The 23,758-nt window shown below is 40.6% G+C and carries 16 protein-coding genes; 10 read left to right on the top strand and 6 right to left on the bottom strand.

Features of this window, described 5'->3' with window-relative positions:
* Positions 1 to 23: 23 nt before the first annotated feature.
* On the bottom strand, positions 24 to 3,755 hold the full coding sequence (gene purL / locus OK025_RS24835; RefSeq protein ID WP_317667421.1) for a phosphoribosylformylglycinamidine synthase: 3,732 nt from the start codon (positions 3,753 to 3,755) through the stop codon (positions 24 to 26).
* 511 nt (positions 3,756 to 4,266) lie between these two features.
* Here purL and pheT point away from each other — a divergent pair.
* From pheT to rny, 4 genes are all read left to right on the top strand, one after another.
* Entirely contained in the window at positions 4,267 to 6,663 is a 2,397-nt protein-coding gene (pheT, locus tag OK025_RS24830) for a phenylalanine--tRNA ligase subunit beta (RefSeq protein WP_317667420.1), read from the top strand.
* A gap of 40 nt (positions 6,664 to 6,703) precedes the next feature.
* Complete coding sequence (locus tag OK025_RS24825; protein WP_046675830.1) at positions 6,704 to 7,009, top strand: hypothetical protein; 306 nt, start codon at positions 6,704 to 6,706, stop codon at positions 7,007 to 7,009.
* A 54-nt stretch (positions 7,010 to 7,063) separates the two neighbouring features.
* Complete coding sequence (locus tag OK025_RS24820) at positions 7,064 to 7,354, top strand: cell division protein ZapA (protein WP_046675831.1); 291 nt, start codon at positions 7,064 to 7,066, stop codon at positions 7,352 to 7,354.
* 354 nt (positions 7,355 to 7,708) lie between these two features.
* On the top strand, positions 7,709 to 9,262 hold the full coding sequence (gene rny, locus OK025_RS24815) for a ribonuclease Y (protein WP_075991992.1): 1,554 nt from the start codon (positions 7,709 to 7,711) through the stop codon (positions 9,260 to 9,262).
* Between the two features lie 298 nt (positions 9,263 to 9,560).
* Here the strand turns inward: rny and OK025_RS24810 are convergent, their stop codons facing one another.
* A complete protein-coding gene (locus OK025_RS24810; protein WP_317667419.1) occupies positions 9,561 to 10,211 on the bottom strand; it encodes an HAD-IA family hydrolase in 651 nt (216 codons plus the stop codon).
* Positions 10,212 to 10,352: 141 nt separating this feature from the next.
* Between OK025_RS24810 and OK025_RS24805 the strand changes: the two genes are divergently transcribed.
* Entirely contained in the window at positions 10,353 to 10,880 is a 528-nt protein-coding gene (locus OK025_RS24805; protein WP_317667418.1) for an Mpo1-like protein, read from the top strand.
* Between the two features lie 143 nt (positions 10,881 to 11,023).
* Here the strand turns inward: OK025_RS24805 and OK025_RS24800 are convergent, their stop codons facing one another.
* Together OK025_RS24800 and OK025_RS24795 are read right to left on the bottom strand one after the other, a co-directional pair.
* Complete coding sequence (locus OK025_RS24800) at positions 11,024 to 12,349, bottom strand: ABC transporter permease (protein ID WP_317667417.1); 1,326 nt, start codon at positions 12,347 to 12,349, stop codon at positions 11,024 to 11,026.
* Entirely contained in the window at positions 12,342 to 13,277 is a 936-nt protein-coding gene (locus OK025_RS24795) for an ABC transporter ATP-binding protein (RefSeq protein WP_317667416.1), read from the bottom strand. The genes OK025_RS24800 and OK025_RS24795 overlap by 8 nt, the downstream gene beginning before the upstream one ends.
* Positions 13,278 to 13,711: 434 nt before the next feature.
* Between OK025_RS24795 and yihA the strand changes: the two genes are divergently transcribed.
* The 3 genes from yihA (at position 13,712) to OK025_RS24780 (ending at position 16,970) form a co-directional block, all read left to right on the top strand.
* Positions 13,712 to 14,341 (top strand): ribosome biogenesis GTP-binding protein YihA/YsxC, encoded by a 630-nt coding sequence (yihA, locus tag OK025_RS24790; RefSeq protein WP_075991997.1) that lies wholly within the window; start codon positions 13,712 to 13,714, stop codon positions 14,339 to 14,341.
* 17 nt (positions 14,342 to 14,358) lie between these two features.
* Positions 14,359 to 15,213: a UbiA-like polyprenyltransferase gene (locus OK025_RS24785; protein WP_317667413.1), complete on the top strand. Its 855-nt coding sequence runs from the start codon at positions 14,359 to 14,361 to the stop codon at positions 15,211 to 15,213.
* 80 nt (positions 15,214 to 15,293) lie between these two features.
* On the top strand, positions 15,294 to 16,970 hold the full coding sequence (locus tag OK025_RS24780; RefSeq protein WP_317667412.1) for a PNGase F N-terminal domain-containing protein: 1,677 nt from the start codon (positions 15,294 to 15,296) through the stop codon (positions 16,968 to 16,970).
* Between the two features lie 76 nt (positions 16,971 to 17,046).
* Here OK025_RS24780 and OK025_RS24775 read toward each other — a convergent pair whose 3' ends face one another.
* A complete protein-coding gene (locus tag OK025_RS24775) occupies positions 17,047 to 17,508 on the bottom strand; it encodes an Lrp/AsnC family transcriptional regulator (protein WP_248933805.1) in 462 nt (153 codons plus the stop codon).
* A 157-nt stretch (positions 17,509 to 17,665) separates the two neighbouring features.
* Between OK025_RS24775 and OK025_RS24770 the strand changes: the two genes are divergently transcribed.
* Both OK025_RS24770 and OK025_RS24765 read left to right on the top strand, forming a co-directional pair.
* Entirely contained in the window at positions 17,666 to 18,733 is a 1,068-nt protein-coding gene (locus tag OK025_RS24770) for a PLP-dependent cysteine synthase family protein (protein WP_120334692.1), read from the top strand.
* A gap of 99 nt (positions 18,734 to 18,832) precedes the next feature.
* Positions 18,833 to 20,518, top strand: coding sequence for a protein-disulfide reductase DsbD family protein (locus OK025_RS24765; protein WP_317667410.1), 1,686 nt, complete (start codon positions 18,833 to 18,835; stop codon positions 20,516 to 20,518).
* Between the two features lie 506 nt (positions 20,519 to 21,024).
* Here the strand turns inward: OK025_RS24765 and OK025_RS24760 are convergent.
* A complete protein-coding gene (locus OK025_RS24760; RefSeq protein ID WP_317667409.1) occupies positions 21,025 to 23,622 on the bottom strand; it encodes a DUF5686 and carboxypeptidase-like regulatory domain-containing protein in 2,598 nt (865 codons plus the stop codon).
* Positions 23,623 to 23,758 lie beyond the last annotated feature (136 nt).

The following is a 23,758-nucleotide window of genomic DNA, read 5'->3' as shown; positions in this document are numbered from 1 at the left end:
ATACATGAAGGAGCTTTTCTTTATTATTTGCCTTGCGCGTCAATCCATCGACGTGCATTAACGAATGCTTCAATCCAAGGAGAAACTTCGTCCTGACGACCTTTTGGATAATTTGCCCAATGCCATTGGAACACCGAGCGCTCAATATGTGGCATAGTAGCCAAGTGACGTCCAGTCTTATCGCAGACCATTGCTGTATTATAGTCCGAACCATTTGGGTTATGCGGATATTGCTCATACGCATATTTTGCAACGATATTGTATTGCTCTTCAGCATATGGAAGGTTGAATTTTCCCTCCCCATGTGAGATCCAAACACCCAATGTACTTCCCGCCAGTGTCGATAACATGACGGAATTGTTTTCCTGAACTTTTACAGATACAAAGTTTGACTCGTGTTTTCCGGAAGTATTGTGTAGCATTTTTCCGTGGATTTCATGCTCAGGATTGATCATCTCAAGTTCCATAAATAGCTGACAGCCATTACAGATACCAACCGAAAGTGTATCCGGGCGAGCAAAGAAATCGGTCAGGGCTTTTTTCGCTTTTTCATTGTAAAGGAAAGCTCCGGCCCAACCTTTTGCCGAACCCAATACATCTGAGTTCGAGAAACCACCTACAGCACCTATAAATTGGATGTCTTCCAATGTCTCACGACCCGCGATCAAATCGGTCATGTGAACATCTTTTACATCAAATCCTGCCAAGAACATTGCGTTAGCCATTTCGCGTTCGGAGTTGGAACCTTTCTCACGAAGGATCGCAGCTTTCGGACGTGGTTTAGTTCCGTCGATTACTGGTATCTTACCATCAAATTGACTTGGGAAAGTAAAGGCTAGGGGTTGATTTTTATAATTATCGAAACGTTGTTGTGCTGTTCCATTTTTAGATTGCTTTGAATCCAGAAGGAATGATGTTGTAGACCATACATCACGTGTTGCTGCGACATCAAAGCTAAATACTGCTTCTTGATTTTTAATCGTTACCGTATTACCTTCGATCACCTGGCCAATTTTAACCGCGTCCACAGCAGCTTCCTTGACAATCGCTTCAAAAGCAGCGTCGTCTTTCGCTTGCAGGACAAGTGCAATATTCTCATTAAAGAAGGCTTTTACGCTATCAGATTCGTTTAATGCTGAAAGGTCATAGTTGGCGCCTAGATTCACATCGGCAAAGGTCATTTCCAATAAGGTGGTAATTAAGCCCCCCGATCCGACGTCGTGACCAGCTTCGATCTGTCCTTCGTTAATTAATTGCTGTACGGTATTGAATGCTGTTTTGAAATAAGCAGCATCTTGAATGGTCGGTACTTCAGTACCTAATTTATTGATGATTTGTGCAAATGACGAACCGCCTAATTTGAACTGATCTTTTGATAAGTTGATGTAATAGATCGATCCGGCCTTTTTGTTCAGCACCGGTTCTACCACTTTTGTGATATCCGTACAATTTCCTGCGGCAGAAATGATCAATGTGCCTGGGGCAATGACGTTTTCGCCGTTTGGATATTTTTGTTTCATCGACAAAGAATCCTTTCCCGTCGGGATATTGATTCCCAATGCAATGGCAAAATCCGAGCAGGCTTTAACAGCTTGGTATAAGCGGGCATCTTCCCCCTCATTATTGGCTGCCCACATCCAGTTGGCCGATAGGGAGATTCCTGCGAGGCCATTTTTGATTGGCGCAAATACGATGTTGGAAAGCGATTCGGCAATAGCCGTTCTACTTGCCGCCGCTGGATCCACCAAGGCGGCAACAGGCGAGTGACCTATTGTTGTCGCAATACCTTCTTTACCTTTATAGTCAAGTGCCATAACACCGACGTTGTTCAACGCTAACTGCAATGGACCTACACATTGTTGTTTGGCAACACGGCCACCAACACAACGGTCTACTTTATTGGTTAACCAATCTTTCGAAGCAACAGCTTCCAGTTGTAATACTTGGTTTAAGTAGTTTGGAATGTCGGCTGCATCATAAGCAAGATCAGCGTAATTGCGAACTACAGTTTTATCGCGCATGAAAGTTTTTGGGGATGAACCAAAGAAATCTTCAAGGGCGTAATCCATTGGTTTTTCACCTGTACTTTTCGATTCAAAAGTAAAGCGGTGGTCGCCAGTGACATCACCTACAGTGTACATTGGTACACGTTCGCGATCTGCAACACGTTTTAACGTATCAATATCATCTTCAGCGATCACAAGTCCCATACGTTCTTGCGATTCATTACCGATAATTTCTTTCGCCGATAATGTAGGATCTCCCACAGGAAGCGCATCCAGATCAATTAAACCTCCGGTCTCTTCAACAAGTTCAGATAAACAGTTTAAGTGGCCACCTGCACCATGATCATGGATAGAGACAATTGGGTTATGATCGGACTCTACTAAGCCACGAACAGCATTCGCTGCACGTTTTTGCATTTCGGGATTGGAACGTTGAATCGCATTAAGCTCAATTCCAGAACCAAATGCTCCCGTATCTGCAGAAGATACAGCAGCTCCACCCATTCCGATGCGGTAATTTTCACCACCTAGGATAACGACTTTATCACCAGTTTTCGGCGTATGTTTTTTCGCTTGATCTAGTTTTCCATAGCCAACACCACCAGCCTGCATAATGACTTTGTCGTAGCCAAGTTTACGGCCATCCTCTTCATGCTCGAAGGTCAATACAGAACCTGTAATGAGGGGCTGGCCAAACTTATTACCGAAGTCAGAAGCACCGTTGGAAGCTTTGATCAGGATGTCAACTGGGGTTTGGTATAACCATTGACGCTCTTGCATCGCATTTTCCCATGGGCGTGTTTTGTTGAGTTCCTTTGCTGGCTCAGTTACTGTTCCTGCCTGAAGGTCCAATTTATTTTGTTCCAATCGCGAATAAGCAGTCATATATACGGCTGTACCCGCCAATGGAATCGCTCCTTGGCCACCGGCCATACGGTCGCGGATTTCACCACCTGACCCAGTAGCAGCCCCCGAAAATGGCTCTACAGTAGTTGGAAAATTGTGTGTTTCTGCTTTTACTGATAAAACCGAATCAAATGCTTTCTCTTCGTAAAAATCAGGTTTGTCGGCAGATTTAGGTGCAAATTGTGTGACACGCGGACCTTTAACAAAGGCAACGTTATCTTTATAAGCAGAAACAATCTCGTTCGGATTGGTTTCAGAAGTCTTTTTGATTAATTTAAATAGGGAAGTGGGCTGCTCTTCGCCATCGATGATAAAAGTACCATTGAAAATCTTGTGTCTACAGTGTTCAGAATTTGCTTGTGAAAAAGCGAATACTTCTGAGTCTGTAAGCAGACGACCCAACTTGGTCGAAAGATTATTGAGGTAGTCTACTTCTTCTGGATTTAGCGCAAGGCCCTCAGATTTGTTGTAGGCCTCGATGTCTTCAATTTCCAATATCGGTTCAGGTGTGATGTTGACGGTATACATGTCCTGTGTCAACATACTGAACTTTTGTGAAATCATTGGATCGAAGTCATTGAAATCCGCTGGTACCGGTTGAAATTCTTCTATACGAACAATTCCTGCAATGCCCATATTTTGTGTGATTTCTACGGCATTGGTACTCCAGGGAGTAACCATCGCAGCGCGGGGTCCTACAAAGTAATGGTTAAGGTTTTGGTCGTCTAGTTTTTTGGCGTTGCCGAATAGCCAGTTGAGTTTAGTAATGTCTTCTTGTGATAAAGAGTTTACGCTTTGAACACCATATACAGTGTTCGATGGGTTCTCAAAGAAATGAATCATTATAAATGTTTGTTTTGAACGTTCTTCAAATTAAAGCACAAAGTTACATATTTATTTTGATGGAAATGCTTGAATTTTCATTAAAAAATAGGTTCAGGTTGCGTTTATTGGAAAAGGCCAAAATTGCTGTTTTGTGTAAATAAGTGTAAAGTTGTGTTAATTCATGTAAATAAAAGTTATAATTAATAATTGCATTCGTTTCGCTCGGGGAAAGCCCCTACATTCGCAGCATTCATCACCTATGAATAAATATGATTATCCTTGGGAAGGGATTTATGAACTCCTTCATACGATCTCTTCCTTCGGTATAAATCTAAGGTCCAAATAGCTAACTTGGTTCTATCGTATCAACTTTCCAAAAAAAGATAAAATCGCTTGCTGCCTAGCTTAATGAAGTCTTTTGAGGAGCCTACTTACTGCATTAAATTCAGGCCAACTGTCGATGAAGGGTAAATTGACGTTGGATATAAACTCAAATTTATCTAAGTTTGTGCATCAAATCAAATTCGAGATGAATATTTCATATAATTGGTTAAAACAACACGTTAATATAGATTCGACACCGGAGGAACTATCGCTTATCTTGACAAATACAGGATTGGAAGTAGAAGCTTTGGACGTCGTGCAGAGTATCCCAGGTGGATTGGATGGTTTGGTTGTTGGTGAAGTGAAAACTTGTGAACAGCATCCTAATGCCGATAAATTGAGAGTAACTACCGTTGATGTCGGTGGGCCGGAGTTATTGCACATTGTATGTGGCGCACCGAACTGTCGTACAGGATTGAAAGTCATTGTTGCTACAGTAGGCACGACATGCCATCCGCTTACAGGAGAGCCTTTTAAAATTACCAAATCTAAAATTCGTGGTGAAGTTTCCGAAGGTATGTTATGTGGAGAAGATGAAATCGGTTTAGGTACATCCCATGCGGGTATCGTTGAATTACCAGCTGATGTTGCCGTGGGGACCTTAGTGAAAGATCATTTCAATATCCAGGATGATTACCGTTATGAAATTGGTTTAACGCCAAATCGTGCAGATGCAGCTTCGCATTTAGGCGTTGCAAGAGATATTGCTGCACATTTCCGTACAAAAGTGTTAAAAGCAGACGTTTCTGCATTCGAGGCTGCTGAGGCTGAGGGAACGGCAGTGGTCGTTGCAGACGCACAGGCTTGCCCACGTTATAGTGGTATCAATATTAGCGGTGTTCAGGTTGGAGAATCTCCTGATTGGTTAAAAGAGAAATTAAATGTTATCGGTGTTCGCCCGATCAATAATATTGTCGACGTCACAAATTATATATTACACGATTTAGGTCAGCCATTGCATGCATTTGATGCTGATAAAATTGCGGGAAATAAAGTCCTTGTTCGCCTTGCGACTGAGGGCGAGAAATTTGTTACCCTAGATGGTGTGGAGCGTACCTTGTCTGCAGAGGACTTGGTGATTGCCGATGCTGAAAAACCGATGTGTATTGCCGGGGTTTTTGGTGGAGCGTATTCGGGGGTATCTGGCGAAACGACCAACGTATTTTTGGAGTCGGCTTATTTCAATGCTGTTTCTGTACGGAAGACTTCCAAAAGACATGGTTTAAAAACAGATGCTTCTTTCCGTTTCGAACGTGGTACTGATCCTAATATTACGGTTGAAGCATTGAAGCGCGCAGCTTTATTGATTCAAGAAATTGCAGGTGGAACGATTTCATCTACCCTAAAGGATGAGTATCCTGTCGTGATTAAACCATTTTCATTTCACGTTAGCTATGCAAATGTGGTTCGTTTGATTGGTCAGGCGATTCCAAATGAGGAAATTAAATCAATCATCGTTGCGTTAGGTATTGAAATAGCCGCAGAAAGTGAAGCGGGTCTTGATGTGTTGGTGCCTGCATATCGTGTCGATGTCACACGTGAAGTGGATATTGTAGAAGAAGTGTTGCGTATTTACGGTTATAACAACATTGAGTTGAAATCACAAATTAAAGCATCTTTAAATACGGCTGAAAAACCAGATAAAGAAGTTGTCTTAAATCAATTGGCCGATCTGTTGATCGCTAATGGATTTCGTGAAATTTTATCCAATTCATTGACGAAGCTGGATTATGCCGATGATAGTGAAACAGCGGTTAAATTGCTTAATCCCCTGAGTTCAGATTTGGATACCATGCGTCAAAATATGGTGTTTTCTGCTTTGAGTGCGATCGAATATAACCAAAAGCGAAGAAATTTTGATGTGAAATTCTTTGAATACGGTAAAACTTATGCGCTTGATGGCGAAGGTTATAAAGAAACGCAGCACTTTGCTTTCGTTATGGCGGGTAATGGTGAAGCCGAGCAGTGGAACAACAACAAAGGAAGCGTTAATTTCTATAACCTAAAAGCAGCAGTAGATACTATTGTTAAAAGGCTGAAAATTGAAGGAATTCAGATACAAGATGCTACAAGTTCACATTTTACCTATGGTTTGAACTATATGAAAGGGCAGAAATGTTTGGTTTCATTTGGTGCAATTGCAAACGCGGATTTGAAAAAAGCAGATGTTGAAGGTCAGGTTTTCTTTGCTGATTTTGACTGGGATGTTTTGATGAAAATTATTCGTAAGAATAGCATCCAATATAAAGAAGTTTCCAAATTCCCGGCTGTACGCAGAGATTTGTCACTCTTGATCGACGAAAATGTGAGCTTCGATAAGCTACAATTTGTCGCTCAGAAGACCGAACGCAAGCTTTTAAAGGAGGTAAATGTGTTTGACGTGTATAAAGGTGATAAAATTCCGCAAGGGAAAAAGTCTTATGCTCTGAGCTTTATCTTGCAGGATGAAGAAAAAACACTTACTGATAAGCAAATTGATGCGATAGTTCAAAAATTAATTGTTAATTTTGAGAAGGAACTAGGCGCGGAAGTGCGTGGTTAATTAGAGATACAACATTAATTGGTAATATTCAATTTATATTATGGCAACATTGTCTTCACAAATGAATCTGATCGTTGAGAAAACGAAAAATTTAATTCAATTGTGCGAAGTCTTGCAAGAAGAAAATGATTTGCTTAAATTAGAGGTACAATCCTTAAAAGTGGCTTTCGATGCGAGCAACGATAAGAGCAAGCAATTGGAAGAGAAGGTTAAAGCTTTGGCAGTTGCCCGTACGTTAGATTCTGAAACGGATAAGGAAGCAATTAATGAAAAAATACTTGACACAAAACAAAAAATTAACGATTTTGTGCGGGAAATAGACAAGTGTATTAGTTTGTTGAAATAGTTGGGAGAAGTGTTATCGGATTCAAACTAATACAACGTTAAAAAGCTCAAAGAAATGGGAGAGATTTCCATAAAAATAAATATCGCAGATCGTGTTTATCCCCTTCGGGTGGAGAGCGCGGAAGAAGAAGTAATTCGACACGCTGCGAAATTGATAAATGAAAAAGTAAAGGAATTGCAGGAAAACTATACTGTGAGAGATAAGCAGGATTTGTTATCCATGTGTGTATTGCAATTTGCGACGCGTATGCTTAATGCAGAACGGCAGTCTCAAAACCACGAAGTGGGTTTGGAAAATTCAGTACAGGAACTTGATCAGTTGTTGACGGATTTCTTTAAAAAATAAATTTACGTTCTTTATATTTAGAGCTTAAACGACGAATTTGCCGCAATTAAATTCGGGTTGTCACTATTTTAAACTTAACGCTTCAATATTACAGGCGCAAAAAGATATAGGCCATTTTGCGAAAGCCATCTGGGTCACAATCTAAGCCTAATTATGTAATCACGAAGTTTAATAATACATGAGACCTGTTTAAATTTAATTGCGGTTTTTTTTTGTCATGTAGTGCTGATGCACTTATTGGGATCGCTACTGAGTTGGCTTATACCAAGGATAAGGGAACAGGCTGATTGGTGATTTTACTGGAAATTGAACATAATTAATAAAAACAAACACAAATAATACAATTATACATACATGGACATCGCAATTTATAGCATAATTTCTCTGATTGTTGGTGTTGTTATAGGTCGTTATCTATTGGTTCTGTTATTTAAAAAACAAGAACAGGAAGCCAAGGATAAGGTAAATAGCATACTGAAAGATGCAGAGCAGGAAGGGGAACACATTAAAAAGAAACGCCTGTTAGAGGCCAAAGAAAAGTTCCTTCAATTAAAATCTGAACACGAAAAGGAAGTCAATCAACGTAACAATACCATCAACCAAAAGGAAAATACGTTAAGACAAAAAGAACAGTCAATTAACCAAAAGCTGGAAAACATCAATCGCGATAAGCAAGAGGTGGATACCAAGAAAAAGCAATTGGATAAGTTGGTTGAACTGAATGAAAAGAAATCTGAAGAAGTAGAAACGCTCAAATTACAACAGATTAAGCAATTGGAAAGTATCGCTGGCGTAACTGCTGACGAAGCAAAAAATCAATTGGTGGACTCGTTGCGCGAAGAAGCCCGCTCACAAGCGATGATTCAAATCAAAGATATTGTGGATGAGGCCAAATTGACGGCGACTAAAGAGGCGAAAAAGGTTGTTATTCAGACCATCCAACGCACTGCTACGGAATCTGCGATCGAAAATACCGTCTCAATTTTCAATATCGAAAATGATGAAATCAAAGGTCGTATTATTGGTCGCGAAGGTCGTAATATTCGTGCATTGGAAGCTGCAACAGGCGTAGAAATCATTGTAGACGATACACCCGAAGCAATTATCCTATCTGGTTTCGATCCCGTACGTCGCGAAATAGCGCGTTTGGCTTTACACCGTTTGGTAACAGATGGTCGTATTCACCCGGCTCGTATTGAAGAGGTTGTTGCTAAGACGCGGACGCAAATAGAGGATGAAATCGTTGAAATTGGTGAACGTACCGCGATCGATTTGGGAATCCATGGTTTGCACCCTGAATTGATTCGTATGGTAGGGCGCATGCGTTACCGCTCGTCTTACGGACAGAATCTTTTACAACACTCGCGTGAGGTAGCTAATTTTGCAGCAACAATGGCGGCAGAACTAGGTCTGAATGTTAAACATGCGAAACGTGCTGGATTACTACACGATATAGGTAAAGTGCCTGATGATAATCCGGAGTTGCCACACGCTATTTTAGGTATGCAACTTGCCGAGAAATACAAGGAACACCCTGATGTATGTAATGCAATTGGTGCTCACCATGATGAGATCGAAATGACTGCCTTAATATCTCCGGTTGTTCAGGCTTGTGACGCGATCTCTGGTGCACGCCCAGGCGCACGTCGTGAGGTTGTGGAAAGTTATATCAAGCGCCTAAAAGAGTTGGAAGATTTGGCTTTATCGTATCCTGGGGTTGAGAAAACCTTCGCGATACAAGCTGGCCGTGAGCTACGTGTCATCGTTGAGAGTGAGAAGGTGTCTGACGCACAGTCGGAAATACTAGCTGCTGATATCTCTAACCGTATTCAAACGGAAATGACTTATCCAGGGCAAATTAAAGTAACTGTAATTCGTGAGACAAGATCTGTGTCTTACGCAAAATAGTTCCTAAGGATCCAGCATAAAGAAGCTCCAAACGAAATGTTTGGAGCTTTTTTTATGCAATGCTACACGTTTCCTCAACTTGATCATTTCAGCCATTCCATTCTTTAAAGGGTGGACTTAAATTGAATCGACTCAAATGACTTAAATTGAATCGACTCAAATGACTTGATTTGAATTGAATCGGCTTGACTTGAGTTACTTGGATTGACTTGAGTTAAATTTGATTTGACTTAAATTGAAGCAAATTGTAGCCAATAAATAGGTCGGATCTTTTGGATACCCTTTTTATTATCGGTAATTATTGGAAAAATTCCATCAGATCTGTCACTGTAGCCAATAGATAGGTCGGATCTTCCTGTTCGAGTTCGGCTTGGCTACCATAGCCATACAATACACCAACAGCATCCATGCCTGTTTCTCGTGCACCAATCAGATCATGTTTGCGATCTCCGATCATGAGGCAGTCTTGTGGACTTGTTAGCTTGGCCTGTTCCATGACATATTGGATGACACTGGTTTTGGTCGGTCTGGAATCGTCCAAAGCGCTTCCGCCCGCAAAATCAAAATAGGTATTTATTGCAAAGTGCTGTAATATTTTGTGGGCGAAAATTTCGGGTTTGGAGGTCGCAAGGTAGATGCTGTACCCTTTTGTTTTTAGCAACGCTAAAAGCTCAGGTATGCGATCAAACAGGATATTCTCATACAGCCCTATGGTTGAAAAGCGCTCCCGATATTTTTCTACACAGGCGATTGCTTCGCTTTCGTCAAACCCAAAGGTATGTATGAAAGAATCTTTGAGGGGCGGGCCGATCAAGGGTTTGAGGCTATTCAGATCTGCTGTATGGATGCCTTTTGATTCCAAGGCATAGGCAATACATTTCGTAATTCCTTCCGCGGGGTCGGTCAGGGTTCCGTCCAGATCAAATAAGATATGTTTGTAAGAGTTCATGCTGCAATATTACGGAATAGAATAGGAGTAAGCGAGTTTGTGTCTCCTGAAAGCATATAATGACGTGCAGCAGACCAAAAAATAAGGAATATTATCATCTTTAAGGCCTAAGGCATGCCCAATATTTGTTAAATTTGCCGAATGAAACAAAAGAAGAAAGTTCAAGAAGTCGAACCTTTACGTCCCGTAGATAAGTATTTTGCGGAGCTGGATGCTAATTTTCAGGATCCGACCAATCGTCTGATTCAAGCCATCTTTTTACCATTATTGTTTTTTGGTATCATGGGCTGCATCTGGATGATCCCATTTCCACAGTTCGAGTTCTTGGTCAAACTCAATTGGCATACTTTTTTGAATTGGGGGTCTTTCTTCATCGCTATTGTCATTTATTATTATTTAAAGCTGTCCGCAACGTTGTCTTATGCGATATTATTCTCTATCGGGGGCATGAGTTTCTTTATTGTGCAACTGGAATACGCACAAAAGAATGGTGGCCCTGCTGTCATCTGGGTGTGTTTGGGGATCGCATTGCTAGCTATTGTGGCGCTTTTTATCGGTAAGGGAAAGGAAAAGACGAAAATCACAGGACAGCAGTTTCTACAGTTTTTACTTGTCGGACCGATATGGTTGTGGCATTTTGTCTTTAAAAAATTGAATATAAGATATTAATTGAGCTGTTTTTAGGTGCTGATCGTACTATTTATGATCGTAGCCTAATCGGGATGCTTTTATATAAAAGAAAAGGGCCAAATTGCTTGCAATTTGGCCCTTTTTATGTTGCTGTAGTTATGCACAGCTGGTTCAGAATACGGCTAGCTTTTGTAATTGAACCATTTGATGATTTCTTTGAGACTTGCTTTTTTACCATAGATCAAAATACCGACACGATAGATGCGGGCAGCAACCCAGGTCACAAATAAGAAGGTCAGTATGAGCAAGGTCAGTGAGGTCAGAATCTGCCACAGGGGTACACCAAAAGGTATGCGAACGAGCATAGCGATGGGAGAGGTGAATGGAATAAAGCTTAACCATGTTGCAATCGGTCCATTGGGATCATTGATAATGACGCCAAAAGAAAGAATATAGGTTAATAGCAAAGGCATGGTAATGGGCATTGAAAACTGATTGGCCTCTGTTTCATTGTCGACAGCTGAACCAGCAGCAGCGAAAATAGCACTATACAGCAGATATCCGGCAATAAAAAACAGAAAGAAGAAAATGATGACTTCCGTGAAATTAAAGCTTTGGATCGACGTAAGGATAGAAGCAGAATCATTCTGGGCCATTGCTTTTGATACGGTACTCATATTACCCGCTCCAGGTTGGCTTGCCGCAACCTCCTGCATATCCTGAGAATTGACAAATAGGAGTGTTGCCGTGATAAAAAGGCCTCCTGTAAGCACGAGCCACATGACAAATTGCGTCAGTCCAACCATACCGATCCCAACAATTTTACCCATCATGAGCTGAAAGGGTTTGACCGAGGAAATAATGACTTCGATGATGCGGTTGCTTTTTTCTTCGATAATACCACGCATTACCTGGGCACCATAGAGAAACAGGGATAGGTATACTAAGATAGCCAAAGCGACACCAAGACCCATTGCAATGGCTGTATTGCTGTTCTTTTCTTCACCGTCTGCTGTTAATTCTTTTGCATCGATGGTGACTTTGGGCTTAATGGACTGGATAATCTGCAGGTCGATTCCCTTGGCTTTATATTCCTTTTCACGGATGATCTCTTCCAATTGGCCGCTAATGATCTCCTGTGTGACAAAACTTGTCTTGCCGCCGGTAATCAGTTCGGCTCGTTTGCTTGTTAAAATATCTTTTGGAATATAAAGGATCGACTGTTTCCCTTCGCTTTGTGTAAGCTGCACTTTTTGGGCCTGCAGGTCCAATTTGGATACCGTATAACTTACATTTTTATTGCTTTGGAGTCTGCTGGCAAAGTCGCCTTGCTCATCTAAAATAAAGACTTCGGTGTGCGAATCTTTAAAGCTCTTTTTTGTCAGATAAAACATGCCTGCATACAGTGCGAAAAAGAACAGGGGCACGGCAAAAGTCATGACAATAAAAGATTTTTTCTTGACACGTGATAGGTATTCCCGTTGGATGATAAGTAATATTTTATGCATGATCGTTAGCTGTAGGTGATACTTGTGTGACTTTTTGGATGAAAATATCCGCCATTGAGGGAACGATTTCAATGAGTTGATTGAGCTGTATTTTGGGGATGAAACGCATTAATACATCATTGATATGACTGTTGTTATTTAGTTGAATTGTAGTGATGTATGTTTTTTCATGCTTTGTTGACGTGATGACCTTAAATAGGGTGTCGTCGGACAGAAGAAAATTATCTTCGCTTGCTGTATATTCCAATCGATAGGTTTGATTTCGGTATTCTTTTTTAATCGCTTGTACAGAACCATCCAGTATTTTTTTCGATCGATTGATGAGGGCAATATTATCGCAAAGCTCTTCCACAGTCTCCATGCGGTGTGTGGAAAATATAATGGTCGCACCTTCTTGATTTAAGCGGAGAATCTGTTCTTTTATGATATTGGCATTTACGGGATCAAATCCCGAAAAGGGCTCATCTAAGATAATCAATTGTGGTTGGTGGATGACTGTAGCGACAAATTGTACTTTTTGCTGCATACCTTTACTGAGATCTTCTATCTTTTTGTCTAACCAGGATGTGATGTCCAGGCGCTGGCACCAATCTCGGATGCGTGCTAAGGCTTCTCGCTTGGAAAGCCCCTTAAGCTGTGCCAAATACAACATTTGATCACCGATTTTCATTTTTTTATACAAACCCCGCTCTTCGGGTAAATAGCCGATTTGAGCAATATGCTGTGGCCCCAACGCTTCGCCATTAAACAGAATTTCGCCGGAATCGGGGGCGGTAATTTGGTTAATAATACGGATCAGGGATGTTTTTCCAGCCCCGTTTGGCCCCAATAGCCCAAAAATCTTACCCTTTGGGATTTGAATGGATACATCGTCCAATGCACGGTGATTGGCGTAATCTTTGGTGACATGATTGATTTCGAGTAACATCTATTTTAAGGTTTAATTTATTCGTTCTTTGGGTTTTTAAGAACATTGCTTTTTTTCCAAAGACTGACGTTTATTTATGTAGTTAGTATCTTGTACAGCTGAATTGTTACAGCGCCCTTAAAAAATTTTATGCAGGGTGATGTTTCCGTTCTTTGCACTGGCCTTCTTTTATTACGTGCAGGCCTCTTTATATTCATACAGGTTTTCTTATTACATGCAGGACTTCTTTTATTTGGTTAATACTACATCGTTCTCCGATTGCATAATGCCGCTTCGGAATACGCTTATTCGTTTGACTAATCGTTTGTAGTGAAAGTTAAAAATAATTAGGGACATTTTATTATCCTGCCCATAAAATCGGAAGTCAAGCTTTTTTATGGAATAGAAGCCGTACAAATCTTGTCAAAGGGATTCATTTAACGTACCTTTGTTCCATGGAAGTGAAAAAAGCCGAATTCGTGTGCAGTAACACGAGAGTTGACAAATTACCTGCACCCAATTTGCCGGAATATGCGTTTATCGGACGTTCAAATGTCGGTAAATCATCGTTGATCAATGCAATGACCAACAAGAAAGGACTTGCCAAGACCTCCCAGAAACCTGGTAAGACGCAGTTGATCAATCATTTTATCATCGACGATACATGGTATTTGGTGGATTTGCCAGGTTATGGTTTTGCTAAGGCCTCTAAAACAAGTCGTAATGAATGGGAAAAGTTCATCCGTCGGTATCTTACCCATCGGGACAATTTGCAATGTGTTTTTGTGTTGGTGGATAGCCGTCATGAACCACAAAAGATTGATCTTGATTTTTGCTATTGGTTGGGCGAATGCGGTTTACCATTTATGTTGGTTTTCACCAAAGCCGATAAGCAATCGACTGTTAAATCCGATGCGAATATTGCGAAATTTAAAAAATCATTGCTCCAATGGTTTGAGGAGGTGCCGCCAATTTTCCTAACGTCTGCGGAGAAGAAAATGGGGCATGAGCCTATTTTAGAAGCTATCGATGAAGTTAATGGCCGATTTGTTCGCCCTGAACTCGACGGAAACGAACAGTTTTAGCTAGATTTTAAGTTCAGATGAAAAAATACTTATCCTTAGTTTTATTTGCCCATAGTGTATTTGCATTGCCATTTGCCTTTATTGGCTTCTTTTTGGCATTGCACACAACAGACTATGCCTTTTCGTGGAAATTATTGGTTTTGATGCTCGTTTGTATGGTGACGGCCCGTAATGCTGCCATGGCATTCAATCGTTATCTGGATAGAGATATTGATGCCATTAATCCAAGAACGGCCATGCGTGATATTCCTGCTGGAAAAATTTCCGCTAAAAATGCATTGGTTTTTACGCTGGTAAATTGCTTGATTTTTATTGCAGCTACGTATTTTATCAATTCTCTTTGCTTTATGTTGTCGCCCATTGCACTTTTTGTTGTGCTTTTTTACTCCTATACAAAGCGCATAACGCCCTTATGCCATCTTGTATTGGGGGCAGGGCTGGGATTGGCTCCAATAGGCGCATATATGGTTATTACAGGACAATTTGCGACCGTTCCGGTACTTTATGGTTTCGCTGTGTTGACTTGGGTGAGTGGCTTCGATATTATTTACGCTTTACAGGACGAAGCCTTTGATCGGGCCAATCATCTTAATTCTATACCCGTGTGGTTAGGAACGAAAGGAGCTATGCGCGTTTCGGAATGTCTGCATGTGCTTTCTTTTATATTTATTTTAATACCAGCATTTTTGATGTCTGTAGGTTGGATTTATTATTTAGGTGTGGTCTTTTATGGGGCGTTGCTGATTTACCAGCATACCCTGTTTTCATCGACTAATTTAAGTCGGGTCAATCGCGACTTTATGACAACCAACGGTTATGCCTCGGTGATTTTTGCGGTATTTTACCTCTTGGATATCTGGTTGATCAAATAAACGTTTTAGCATAAAATAAGAAAGGCTTTAGGAATTCCTAAAGCCTTTCTTATTTTTGCATCTAAACCAAAACACATGCTATGAAGAAAAGTATTCTTTTCACGTCTATTTTATGTTTGTCATTGTCTTCGCAGGCGCAAAAGCTGTCGAATTATGTCATTCAATATAATCAAAGTTTCAATGGGAATACAGCTGCCAATCAAAATGCCATTCTAGTCTATGCCAATGAAAAGGAGACTTTTGTTAGTTCGGCAAAAGAAATGAATGGACAGTTGGCGCCGCCATACGAACGGGTTGTGGTGGAGCGTGCTGGAGGCAATGCTTTACTTAAAATTGCTAAACTCAAAGACGGATCAATCATTCTAACCAAAGATTCGCTCGCACTTTCGAAGCAAAAATTTAACGCCACAAACGAGACTAAAACAATATTGGGCTATCCCTGTAAAAAAGTGGAGACGAGCATCAATTCCAATAAAATAGAAGTTTGGTATACCGATAAATTAGGGGTCAAAGGTGCACCCACGGAACTTGGTCAGGACCTTGGTCTGGTACTCGAGGTAATCCGCAATGGGAATACACGGACTTTTGCCACTAAAGTAGAAAAGGTAAAGACTATACCGGATCAACTGAGGCTGAAAGGAAATGAAAAACCTTACGACGAACTTTCTTACAAAGATCTCATCTGGAAGAACCGTTTTATTCAAATACCTGTTTTTCGGAAGGAAAGAATACGTTTTGCAGATGATGTGAAATCGGATTCTATTTTACGTTTTGCTAATGGGACAGTTTTGGTAAAAAAGGTGAAAATCCCAAAAATAAAGACAAGCGACAATGTATTTGTGCAGTTGGTCGAACAATCGAAAGGTGATGCCTATGATCGCACTGGATCAGTTTTTATCATCCCGACCAATAAGGCACAGAGCTTTTTGGATGGCATGAAAAATGGTATGAATACCCTTCCTAAGTATGAAAATGGCAATGGTAAAGCCTATCAAGGGGTTGTAAAAACAACATCCTTTGAGCCTATTGTTGAATTGATGCGTTTCTTTACACCATTTGGTGTTAAGCAGTTTAACTATCTTCAGTTAAAGGATAAGGTTTGGCAAGACTCAGTGCTGTACCGTCAGGACGTAACCGAATTGGCAGGTATGTTGAGCGAGCAGGAGGTCTATGTGGGGGCCTTCATTGGTAACTATGATAAAAATGGACATGAGGTTAGTGTGGAGCTGACGATACATCCGGGCTTCGATGCCGAGTCAAAAGGCAGTCTGAAAAAGGCGATGTCTTTATTTACGACGACCAATGTCATGGAAATGGGCGGTCAGGAGTATGGATCTATGTTTGACAAGGAGAAAGGTCTTACTGTTTCATTTCATTTGGACCAGGATGCTAAAAACGTGCAATTACGCTACATTACCACAGGGCATGGAGGCTGGGGCAATGGTGATGAGTTTGTGCCTAAAGAAAACCGCATTTTCCTAAACGATGCATTGCTCTTTAAATACACCCCTTGGCGCAATGATTGCGGTTCGTATCGTTTGTCGAACCCCGCTTCAGGCAATTTTGCTACAGGGTTGTCTTCATCCGATCTGAGTCGCTCCAATTGGTGTCCAGGTACAGTAACACCACCGATCTATATTGATCTAGGGGATTTAAAAGCTGGAGACCATACGATGCAGGTACAGATCCCACAGGGAGCACCTGAAGGAACAAGTTTCAGTAGCTGGAATGTGACGGGTACCTTGTTATTCGATTAATTATTTTTTCATTGCTGTTATGTGCAATAATGCTATTGCACATAACAGCAATATTCCTTCGTTTTTAAGACAAAAATTAAAGGGGATAAGCCGTCTCGCTTTTTGTCTCCGATAATACAAAGTAGGTCTGTACGGTGTTTACTTGAGGTAATACAGCCAGTCGATGCCGCAGAAAAATATGATAAGCATCCATATCTTTGGTTGCTATACGTAACATAAAGTCGTAAGAGCCTGCCATTTGGTAGCATTCCATCACCTCGGGAAATTTAGCCACCTCTTTTTCGAATTCATTCAACACCTCAAACGTATGCGCCTTGAGAAAAACCTGGGAAAATGAAATTAACCCAATGCCTATTTTGTGGCGATCCAAAATTGCCACCGTTTTTTTGATGTAGCCCAACCGCTTTAGCTTTCTAACACGTTCATGAACAGCTGCAATAGATTTGTTGAGTTCAAAGGATAGCGCTTTATTACTCATTGAGGCATCTTGCTGTAGGAGGCGCAATAATTTTACATCGATATCATCCAATTCCATAATCTGAATATTTTCGGTACGAGTGTAAAAATACGCTAATGTTCTGAATTATTTATTGGTTTTTATGACTTTTAATTTAATTTTTATTGAAATTATGGTGATGTATTGAATATTATCTTGTCATTGGTCAATTTTGCAACAGAATAATCATTTACAAGAAATGGCTGAACAAGAATTATTAAGTGCGTGTTTGTCACCTGCATTGGACAAGAGGTTTAAACATCTGTGGCGATTAGTTGGAAATACGCCAATGTTGGAACTACAGTATACTTACAAAGGTAAACCCGGACGAATTTTCGTAAAATGTGAGAACTACAATCTGACCGGTAGCATTAAAGATAGGATGGCTCTTTATATTTTATATAAAGCTTATATGAATTGTCAGATTCGCCCGACTGATGTTGTTATTGAAGCCACAAGTGGAAATACAGGGATTGCTTTTTCAGCAATCGGCAAAGCGCTTGGTCATCAAGTAAAGATTATTATGCCTAACTGGCTGAGTAAGGAGCGTACCGATATTATTCGAAGTATGGGAGCGGATATTCAGTTGATAAGCAAAGAAGAAGGTGGTTTTTTAGGAAGTATTCGTTTAAGTGAAGAGCTTGCTGCGAAAGGCGGTGTTTTTCTTCCACGGCAATTTGAGAATCAATATAATGCCGAAGCGCATGAGAAAACCACAGGTTACGAGATTGTAAAGCAACTGGAAGAACAGGGCTTAGTAGCTGATGCTTTTGTTGCTGGTGTGGGAACTGGTGGTACAGTAATGGGTGTGGGGAGAAGCTTAAGAAAGGTAAACCCAAATGTCCGTGTACATCCACTGGAACCGGCAGAAAGTCCAACCTTGACTACAGGACATAAAGTAGGTTCACACCGTATTCAGGGAATATCTGATGAATTTATTCCTGCTATTGTGGATTTAGATGAACTCGATACTGTCGTTTGTGCGAATGATGGCGACTCCATTATCATGGCGCAGAAGCTGTCACGTCAATTGGGATTGGCTGTTGGTATCTCTTCCGGAGCAAATGTAATCGGAGCGATTAAATTACAACAGGAATTGGGTGATGAAGCTGTCGTGGTGACGCTACTTTGCGATGATAACAAAAAATACCTAAGTACTGATTTGGTGAAAGAGGAGCCAGTAAAAGAAGGATATCTTTCTACAGACGTTGATTTTTCGGGTTTTCAACCTATTTGCAGACTGGCAAATCCAGTATTTGGAGCCTAAAAAGATTTAGTTTCATATGTTTATAGTTAACTCGGGGAGTCTCTAGCTCCTCGGGTTTCATTTATTCAAAAACCAATATATACCTAAGAATAACACAAAATGAAAGTCAATTTCAAATTATTTATCCTTCTCATGTTGCTGATAGCGCCTGTGGCCATGTTTGCCCAAGCGGATACAATAACAAACAAGTTGGAGGGGCTTGAGTTTACGGATGGTACGATAAGTCCCGATTCACTATCTTTTGAGGAATCTCCGGATACCGCTACCGTAAAGGTCGACTCAAACAAGACCACAGTAGCGGCAGTAGCAAGTGGTGAAAAAGCTGCTGGGGCAGAAAAGAAATCATTGTGGAGTATCTTTATTGCAGGCCTTATAGGTGGTTTTGCAGCATTATTGATGCCTTGTATTTTTCCGATGTTACCCCTGACGGTGAGTTATTTTACCAAACAGGCAGGGAGTCGTGCAAGTGGTATCAGTAAAGCCCTGTTGTATGGATTATTTATTATTGTGATTTATGTAGCCTTGGGGATGATTATCACGATTGCATTCGGATCTGATGCACTCAATGCGCTTTCGACTAACGGCATCTTTAACTTCATTTTCTTTTTGTTGTTGGTTGGATTTGCGGCTTCTTTTTTTGGTGCATTTGAAATTACTTTACCAAGCTCCTTTGTCAATAAAATGGATGCCAAATCAGATAAAGGTGGCTTAGTCGGCTTGTTCTTTATGGCCTTTAGCTTGTCATTGGTTTCATTTTCTTGTACAGGACCGATTATTGGGACGCTGTTGGTTGAGGCAGCTTCGAAAGGGGAAAGATTAGGTCCAGCAATTGGGATGTTGGGATTCTCCATTGCCCTGGCCATTCCTTTTGGTTTGTTCGCTATGTTTCCTTCCATGCTGAAATCCTTACCGAAATCGGGGGGGTGGCTGAATAGTGTGAAAGTAGTCTTGGGATTTTTGGAACTCGCTTTAGCATTGAAATTTTTATGCAATGTCGATTTAGCTTACCACTGGAACTGGTTGGATAGAGAGGTGTTCCTGTCGCTATGGATTGCTATTTTTGCTTTGATGGGTCTATACTTGATCGGCAAGATAAAGTTCTCCCATGACAGTGAGCTGAAATTCCTATCTGTTCCTAGAACGATCTTGGCAATTGTTGTTTTTTCTTTTGTAGTCTATATGGTGCCCGGTTTATGGGGTGCACCTTTAAAATCGATTTCTGCTTTTTTACCACCATCGGCAACACAAGACTTTGATCTTTCTTCGGGTGTAAGTGCTGGTGCTGCTGCACATTCAGACGGGAAGGTGAAAAAATATGCTGAAATTTTTCATGAAAGAGGCACGCCAAAAGGATTTGATCCTTATTATGATTACGACCAGGCATTAGCTACGGCTAAAGAATTAAACAAGCCCGTATTAATCGATTTTACGGGTTGGAATTGTGTCAATTGTCGTAAAATGGAAGCGAATGTCTGGACAGACCAAGCTGTGGCCAAATTATTAAAAGAAGAGTTTGTTATGGCTGAACTTTTTGTGGACGATAAGACCGAGCTGGCTGCCAACGAACAATTTGTTTCCAAATATAGTGGCAAAAAGATCAATACAATCGGTAAAAAAAACAGCGATTTTCAAGCTGCTACATTTGATAGCAATTCACAACCGCTGTATGTAATTGTCGATCCGACGGGCAAAAAACTGGTGCCTCAGCGCGGTGCCAACTACAATGTAGAAGAGTACAAGGCGTTCCTGCAAAGTGGTTTGGATGCATTTAAACATAAAAACTAACCATCGTCATATTCTAATTTTATCCTCCTTGTTCTGTGCAAGGGGGATTTTTTTTGATAAAACATCCCTTTTTGTGTCTCCAGGGCTAATGTAGAGGGGCTTTCTTCATATTGTCTTCGTATTGTGTTCGTACCAGCTTCGGACGGGAGCAGTCTTGTAACATATATTGACCAAACCTTGACCAGATAATTCCTGTTCGAGGTCTGTTCAACAACTGTACAGCACCTGTTTAATATCTGTTGCTTGTCCGAAGCAGGTACGAACCTCGTCCGAAGCAGGTCCGAATCTTACCGCGAACCTTATCGTGAATGTGCCACCCCCATCAAGTAATCTAGGTTTTCCACCGTCACGGCCATCATATCCATCACTACCATCTATTCCACCTACTTATCCTCCAGGTGGAGATGGTAGTTGAGGACCCGTATTTCGGAAGCATAGGGCAAAAAAGAAGCCCTGTCATTTGTATGAACAGGGCTTCAAATTATACTATAAATTTATGGAAACTATTAGAAGTCAAATCTGACCCGTGCACGAATACCCCAGGCTGGTGCATCGACGTGATCAAGATAGTTTAGACGTTTTACGTAGTCTACACGTAATATTTTGAAAATGTTGGATAGACCGATACTTGCTTCCATATAAGGTTCTGAACCGAACGTATAGGAACTTTGCACACCATCTGCATTGTGCTGCCAAGTGAATACCTTTGAGCCATAGTTAGGGTCATCAGGATTGTTTTCTTTACGCAGTCCACCGTATACCCCTTTGAAGCTAAATACTTCGCGTAATTTAAGTTTTTTGATCAACGGAATCTTGTTCAAAAGGAAACCGTTCATATAATACTGCACGTTCAATGAGGCATTATGGTCACTCACAAACTCAAGGAAGTTCATCAAGTTATACGAGTTCAATTGATAAGCATAAGTCTGATTGGCGCGGTGGATTGTCAAGAAAGGGAATGGGATCTCTTTTCCTGCAATATAGTTGCCCTCAGCTGTTACGTCAGCAAATCCAAATTGACTAAAATAAAAGCGTTTGAATGCACCAACATTAAAGTTGTGATAATTGTATTCACCCTTCGCTAATCCTTTGATTCCAGCGGTATAATTGAACGTGAAGATCGGATATTGATTGAATATAGGTGTCCGGTAAATCTTGCCTTGATAAAACTCTTCATGCGGAGCGTATCTGAAATTTACAGACACTTCGGTCGAGTTCAGTTCATTGAACAGTCTACTTTCATTGTTGGCATCGACCATTTGATAAGTCAGACTTCCAGCAGGTGTTTGTCTGTTGATATTGAAAGCAGCGCCAATAGCCAGGTGATTTAAAAATTCTTTTTTATACTCTAAGCCATAGTTTGTCTCATAAATGTAACGGTCATTATCTCCGCGTTTGAAAGATAACAAGAAGTTGTCTTCCTGAATAAACTCCAGTTTTTGTCCCGGAATCTTTGTATCCTTTTTATAAGAGGCCCTGATGTAGTGCATCGGGAAAGAGTAGACAGATTTGTTGTTGAACGCGTACGTTCCGCTGAAAAAGTATTTCCACTTTTGATCTTTAAAACCATAAGCCGCATAACTTTCAGCATAGAAACGCTTGCTTAACGATTCTGTCGTACGGCCACCGACACGTAAACGGAACCCTTCTACGGGATTAAAGCTATAGAATGTATTCACAGGGCCGATTTCAACCGGGCCAGCTTGTTTGTATCCTGAAAGCAATAACGCTGCAATATCCATAAACGTACGGAATGAAGGAATCTTTTGTAACGTATCGATATTATGATAGATGTTCAGTTCGTTTTGTGCAAGGGCAAGTGGACGTTGTGTTTCAAACAATGTCTTTGTCGCTTTCTTGTTTTCGACATTGTAGGCAATGACCGTGGACGGGCCATCATAGATGCTGTCCGGTTGCTGGATGCCAACTTTGTAATTGTTGTAATCTACAGTTCGGCTTCCACGGATTCCCATACCTTTCTCTGTTAATGAAAAATCAATACCTAGTGTACTTGTTTTTAAGTAGAAGCGACTTTTGCTATCTTTTTCAAATTTAAGCTGTATCTGGAGGTCACGTACGAAATTTAAATTGATGTCGTCCGCTACGGTCATATTGGCGCCCTGCACGGCATAATTTCCATCTAATGTAACGTACAGCTGTCCTTTGAACAACATATCCGCCTTGTTGCGCGGAAAAAAGCTTAATTCAACCAACCAAGGTTGTACAGTCTTAATCGTGTCCGTAATAAAAAACTTATAAAAAGTAGGAGCGGAGTTTGCTATTGGGCTTAAAAACTGATTAGTAACCAACGAAATGTTGTTGTCATAAATATCAACTTGTTCGTACAGTTTATTGAAGTAGGCTGTCAGACCATCGTTATCAATAAATTTAGGGTCAAATTGTGCCCGTTGGTTACCAAGGATGTACTGTTTGGTTTTGCTTGGATCTTTTCGGTAATACACTTTTGACATTTTTTCTTCTATGAAAGCAGGCAATACATATTTGTTGGCTGTTTTAGCCGAATCGTCCGTTTCAAAAAGAAACTGATAATTTTTGAATATTTTTTTATTGACAAATTTTTCCGAAAGATTGCTTAGCCCTAAAGACATCTTCTCATATTGGTCGAATTGCGCATATTGTTGACCCGAAAGCCTGTTTTTTTCTTTATTCTCGATGACTTTACGGATCAATGCGACCGCAGGATTATCCTTGTTACTGTATTTTTTCTTTTTGGCCTTAACAACGACCTCTTCCAACATATTGTCCTGTTGATCCATCAAAATCTCTTTTGTTTGCGTGGCGTCATTCGTAACAAAAGCATCCTTGCTGTCATAGCCAATATAGCTTGCTCTGATTTTTACATAAGATGTGGGAAAGACAAGTTTGTATTCACCATTTGCATTGGTCGATGTTGTGGTTCCCGCAGAAGCAGGAGCGCCGACTACAGCTACAGTCGCATAGGGTATGGGATTCTTGGTCTTTGCATCTCTAACTGTACCGGTTACGGTTTTGTTTTGGGCAAAAGCCATGGACACCGTTAGCACGAGCGTGATCGAAAAAAAGAGTTTAGTTATGAAGGTTGTTGCGTTTATTTTAGCTCTCATTATATTGCTATAATCTTGAAAATTCAAAATTGTTTTCCTGTTTCTACTTTATTTTTGACTTTATAGGTATTAAAATCAAAAAATCAGTGAACAAAGGAAACAAAAAATTAAGAATAATTAAAATTTTATTGTAATG

Source organism: Sphingobacterium sp. UGAL515B_05 (genome assembly GCF_033097525.1).
Classification (GTDB): Bacteria; Bacteroidota; Bacteroidia; order Sphingobacteriales; family Sphingobacteriaceae; genus Sphingobacterium.
The sequence above is the reverse complement of the archived record's forward strand: the minus strand, read 5'-3'. Positions and strand labels throughout refer to the sequence as shown.

Coding starts and splice junctions, on each gene's coding strand:
- purL (WP_317667421.1), bottom strand. CDS start 3,755: ATGATTCATTTCTTTGAGAACCCATCGAACACTGTATATGGTGTTCAA.
- pheT (WP_317667420.1), top strand. CDS start 4,267: ATGAATATTTCATATAATTGGTTAAAACAACACGTTAATATAGATTCG.
- OK025_RS24825 (WP_046675830.1), top strand. CDS start 6,704: ATGGCAACATTGTCTTCACAAATGAATCTGATCGTTGAGAAAACGAAA.
- OK025_RS24820 (WP_046675831.1), top strand. CDS start 7,064: ATGGGAGAGATTTCCATAAAAATAAATATCGCAGATCGTGTTTATCCC.
- rny (WP_075991992.1), top strand. CDS start 7,709: ATGGACATCGCAATTTATAGCATAATTTCTCTGATTGTTGGTGTTGTT.
- OK025_RS24810 (WP_317667419.1), bottom strand. CDS start 10,211: ATGAACTCTTACAAACATATCTTATTTGATCTGGACGGAACCCTGACC.
- OK025_RS24805 (WP_317667418.1), top strand. CDS start 10,353: ATGAAACAAAAGAAGAAAGTTCAAGAAGTCGAACCTTTACGTCCCGTA.
- OK025_RS24800 (WP_317667417.1), bottom strand. CDS start 12,349: ATGCATAAAATATTACTTATCATCCAACGGGAATACCTATCACGTGTC.
- OK025_RS24795 (WP_317667416.1), bottom strand. CDS start 13,277: ATGTTACTCGAAATCAATCATGTCACCAAAGATTACGCCAATCACCGT.
- yihA (WP_075991997.1), top strand. CDS start 13,712: ATGGAAGTGAAAAAAGCCGAATTCGTGTGCAGTAACACGAGAGTTGAC.
- OK025_RS24785 (WP_317667413.1), top strand. CDS start 14,359: ATGAAAAAATACTTATCCTTAGTTTTATTTGCCCATAGTGTATTTGCA.
- OK025_RS24780 (WP_317667412.1), top strand. CDS start 15,294: ATGAAGAAAAGTATTCTTTTCACGTCTATTTTATGTTTGTCATTGTCT.
- OK025_RS24770 (WP_120334692.1), top strand. CDS start 17,666: ATGGCTGAACAAGAATTATTAAGTGCGTGTTTGTCACCTGCATTGGAC.
- OK025_RS24765 (WP_317667410.1), top strand. CDS start 18,833: ATGAAAGTCAATTTCAAATTATTTATCCTTCTCATGTTGCTGATAGCG.
- OK025_RS24760 (WP_317667409.1), bottom strand. CDS start 23,622: ATGAGAGCTAAAATAAACGCAACAACCTTCATAACTAAACTCTTTTTT.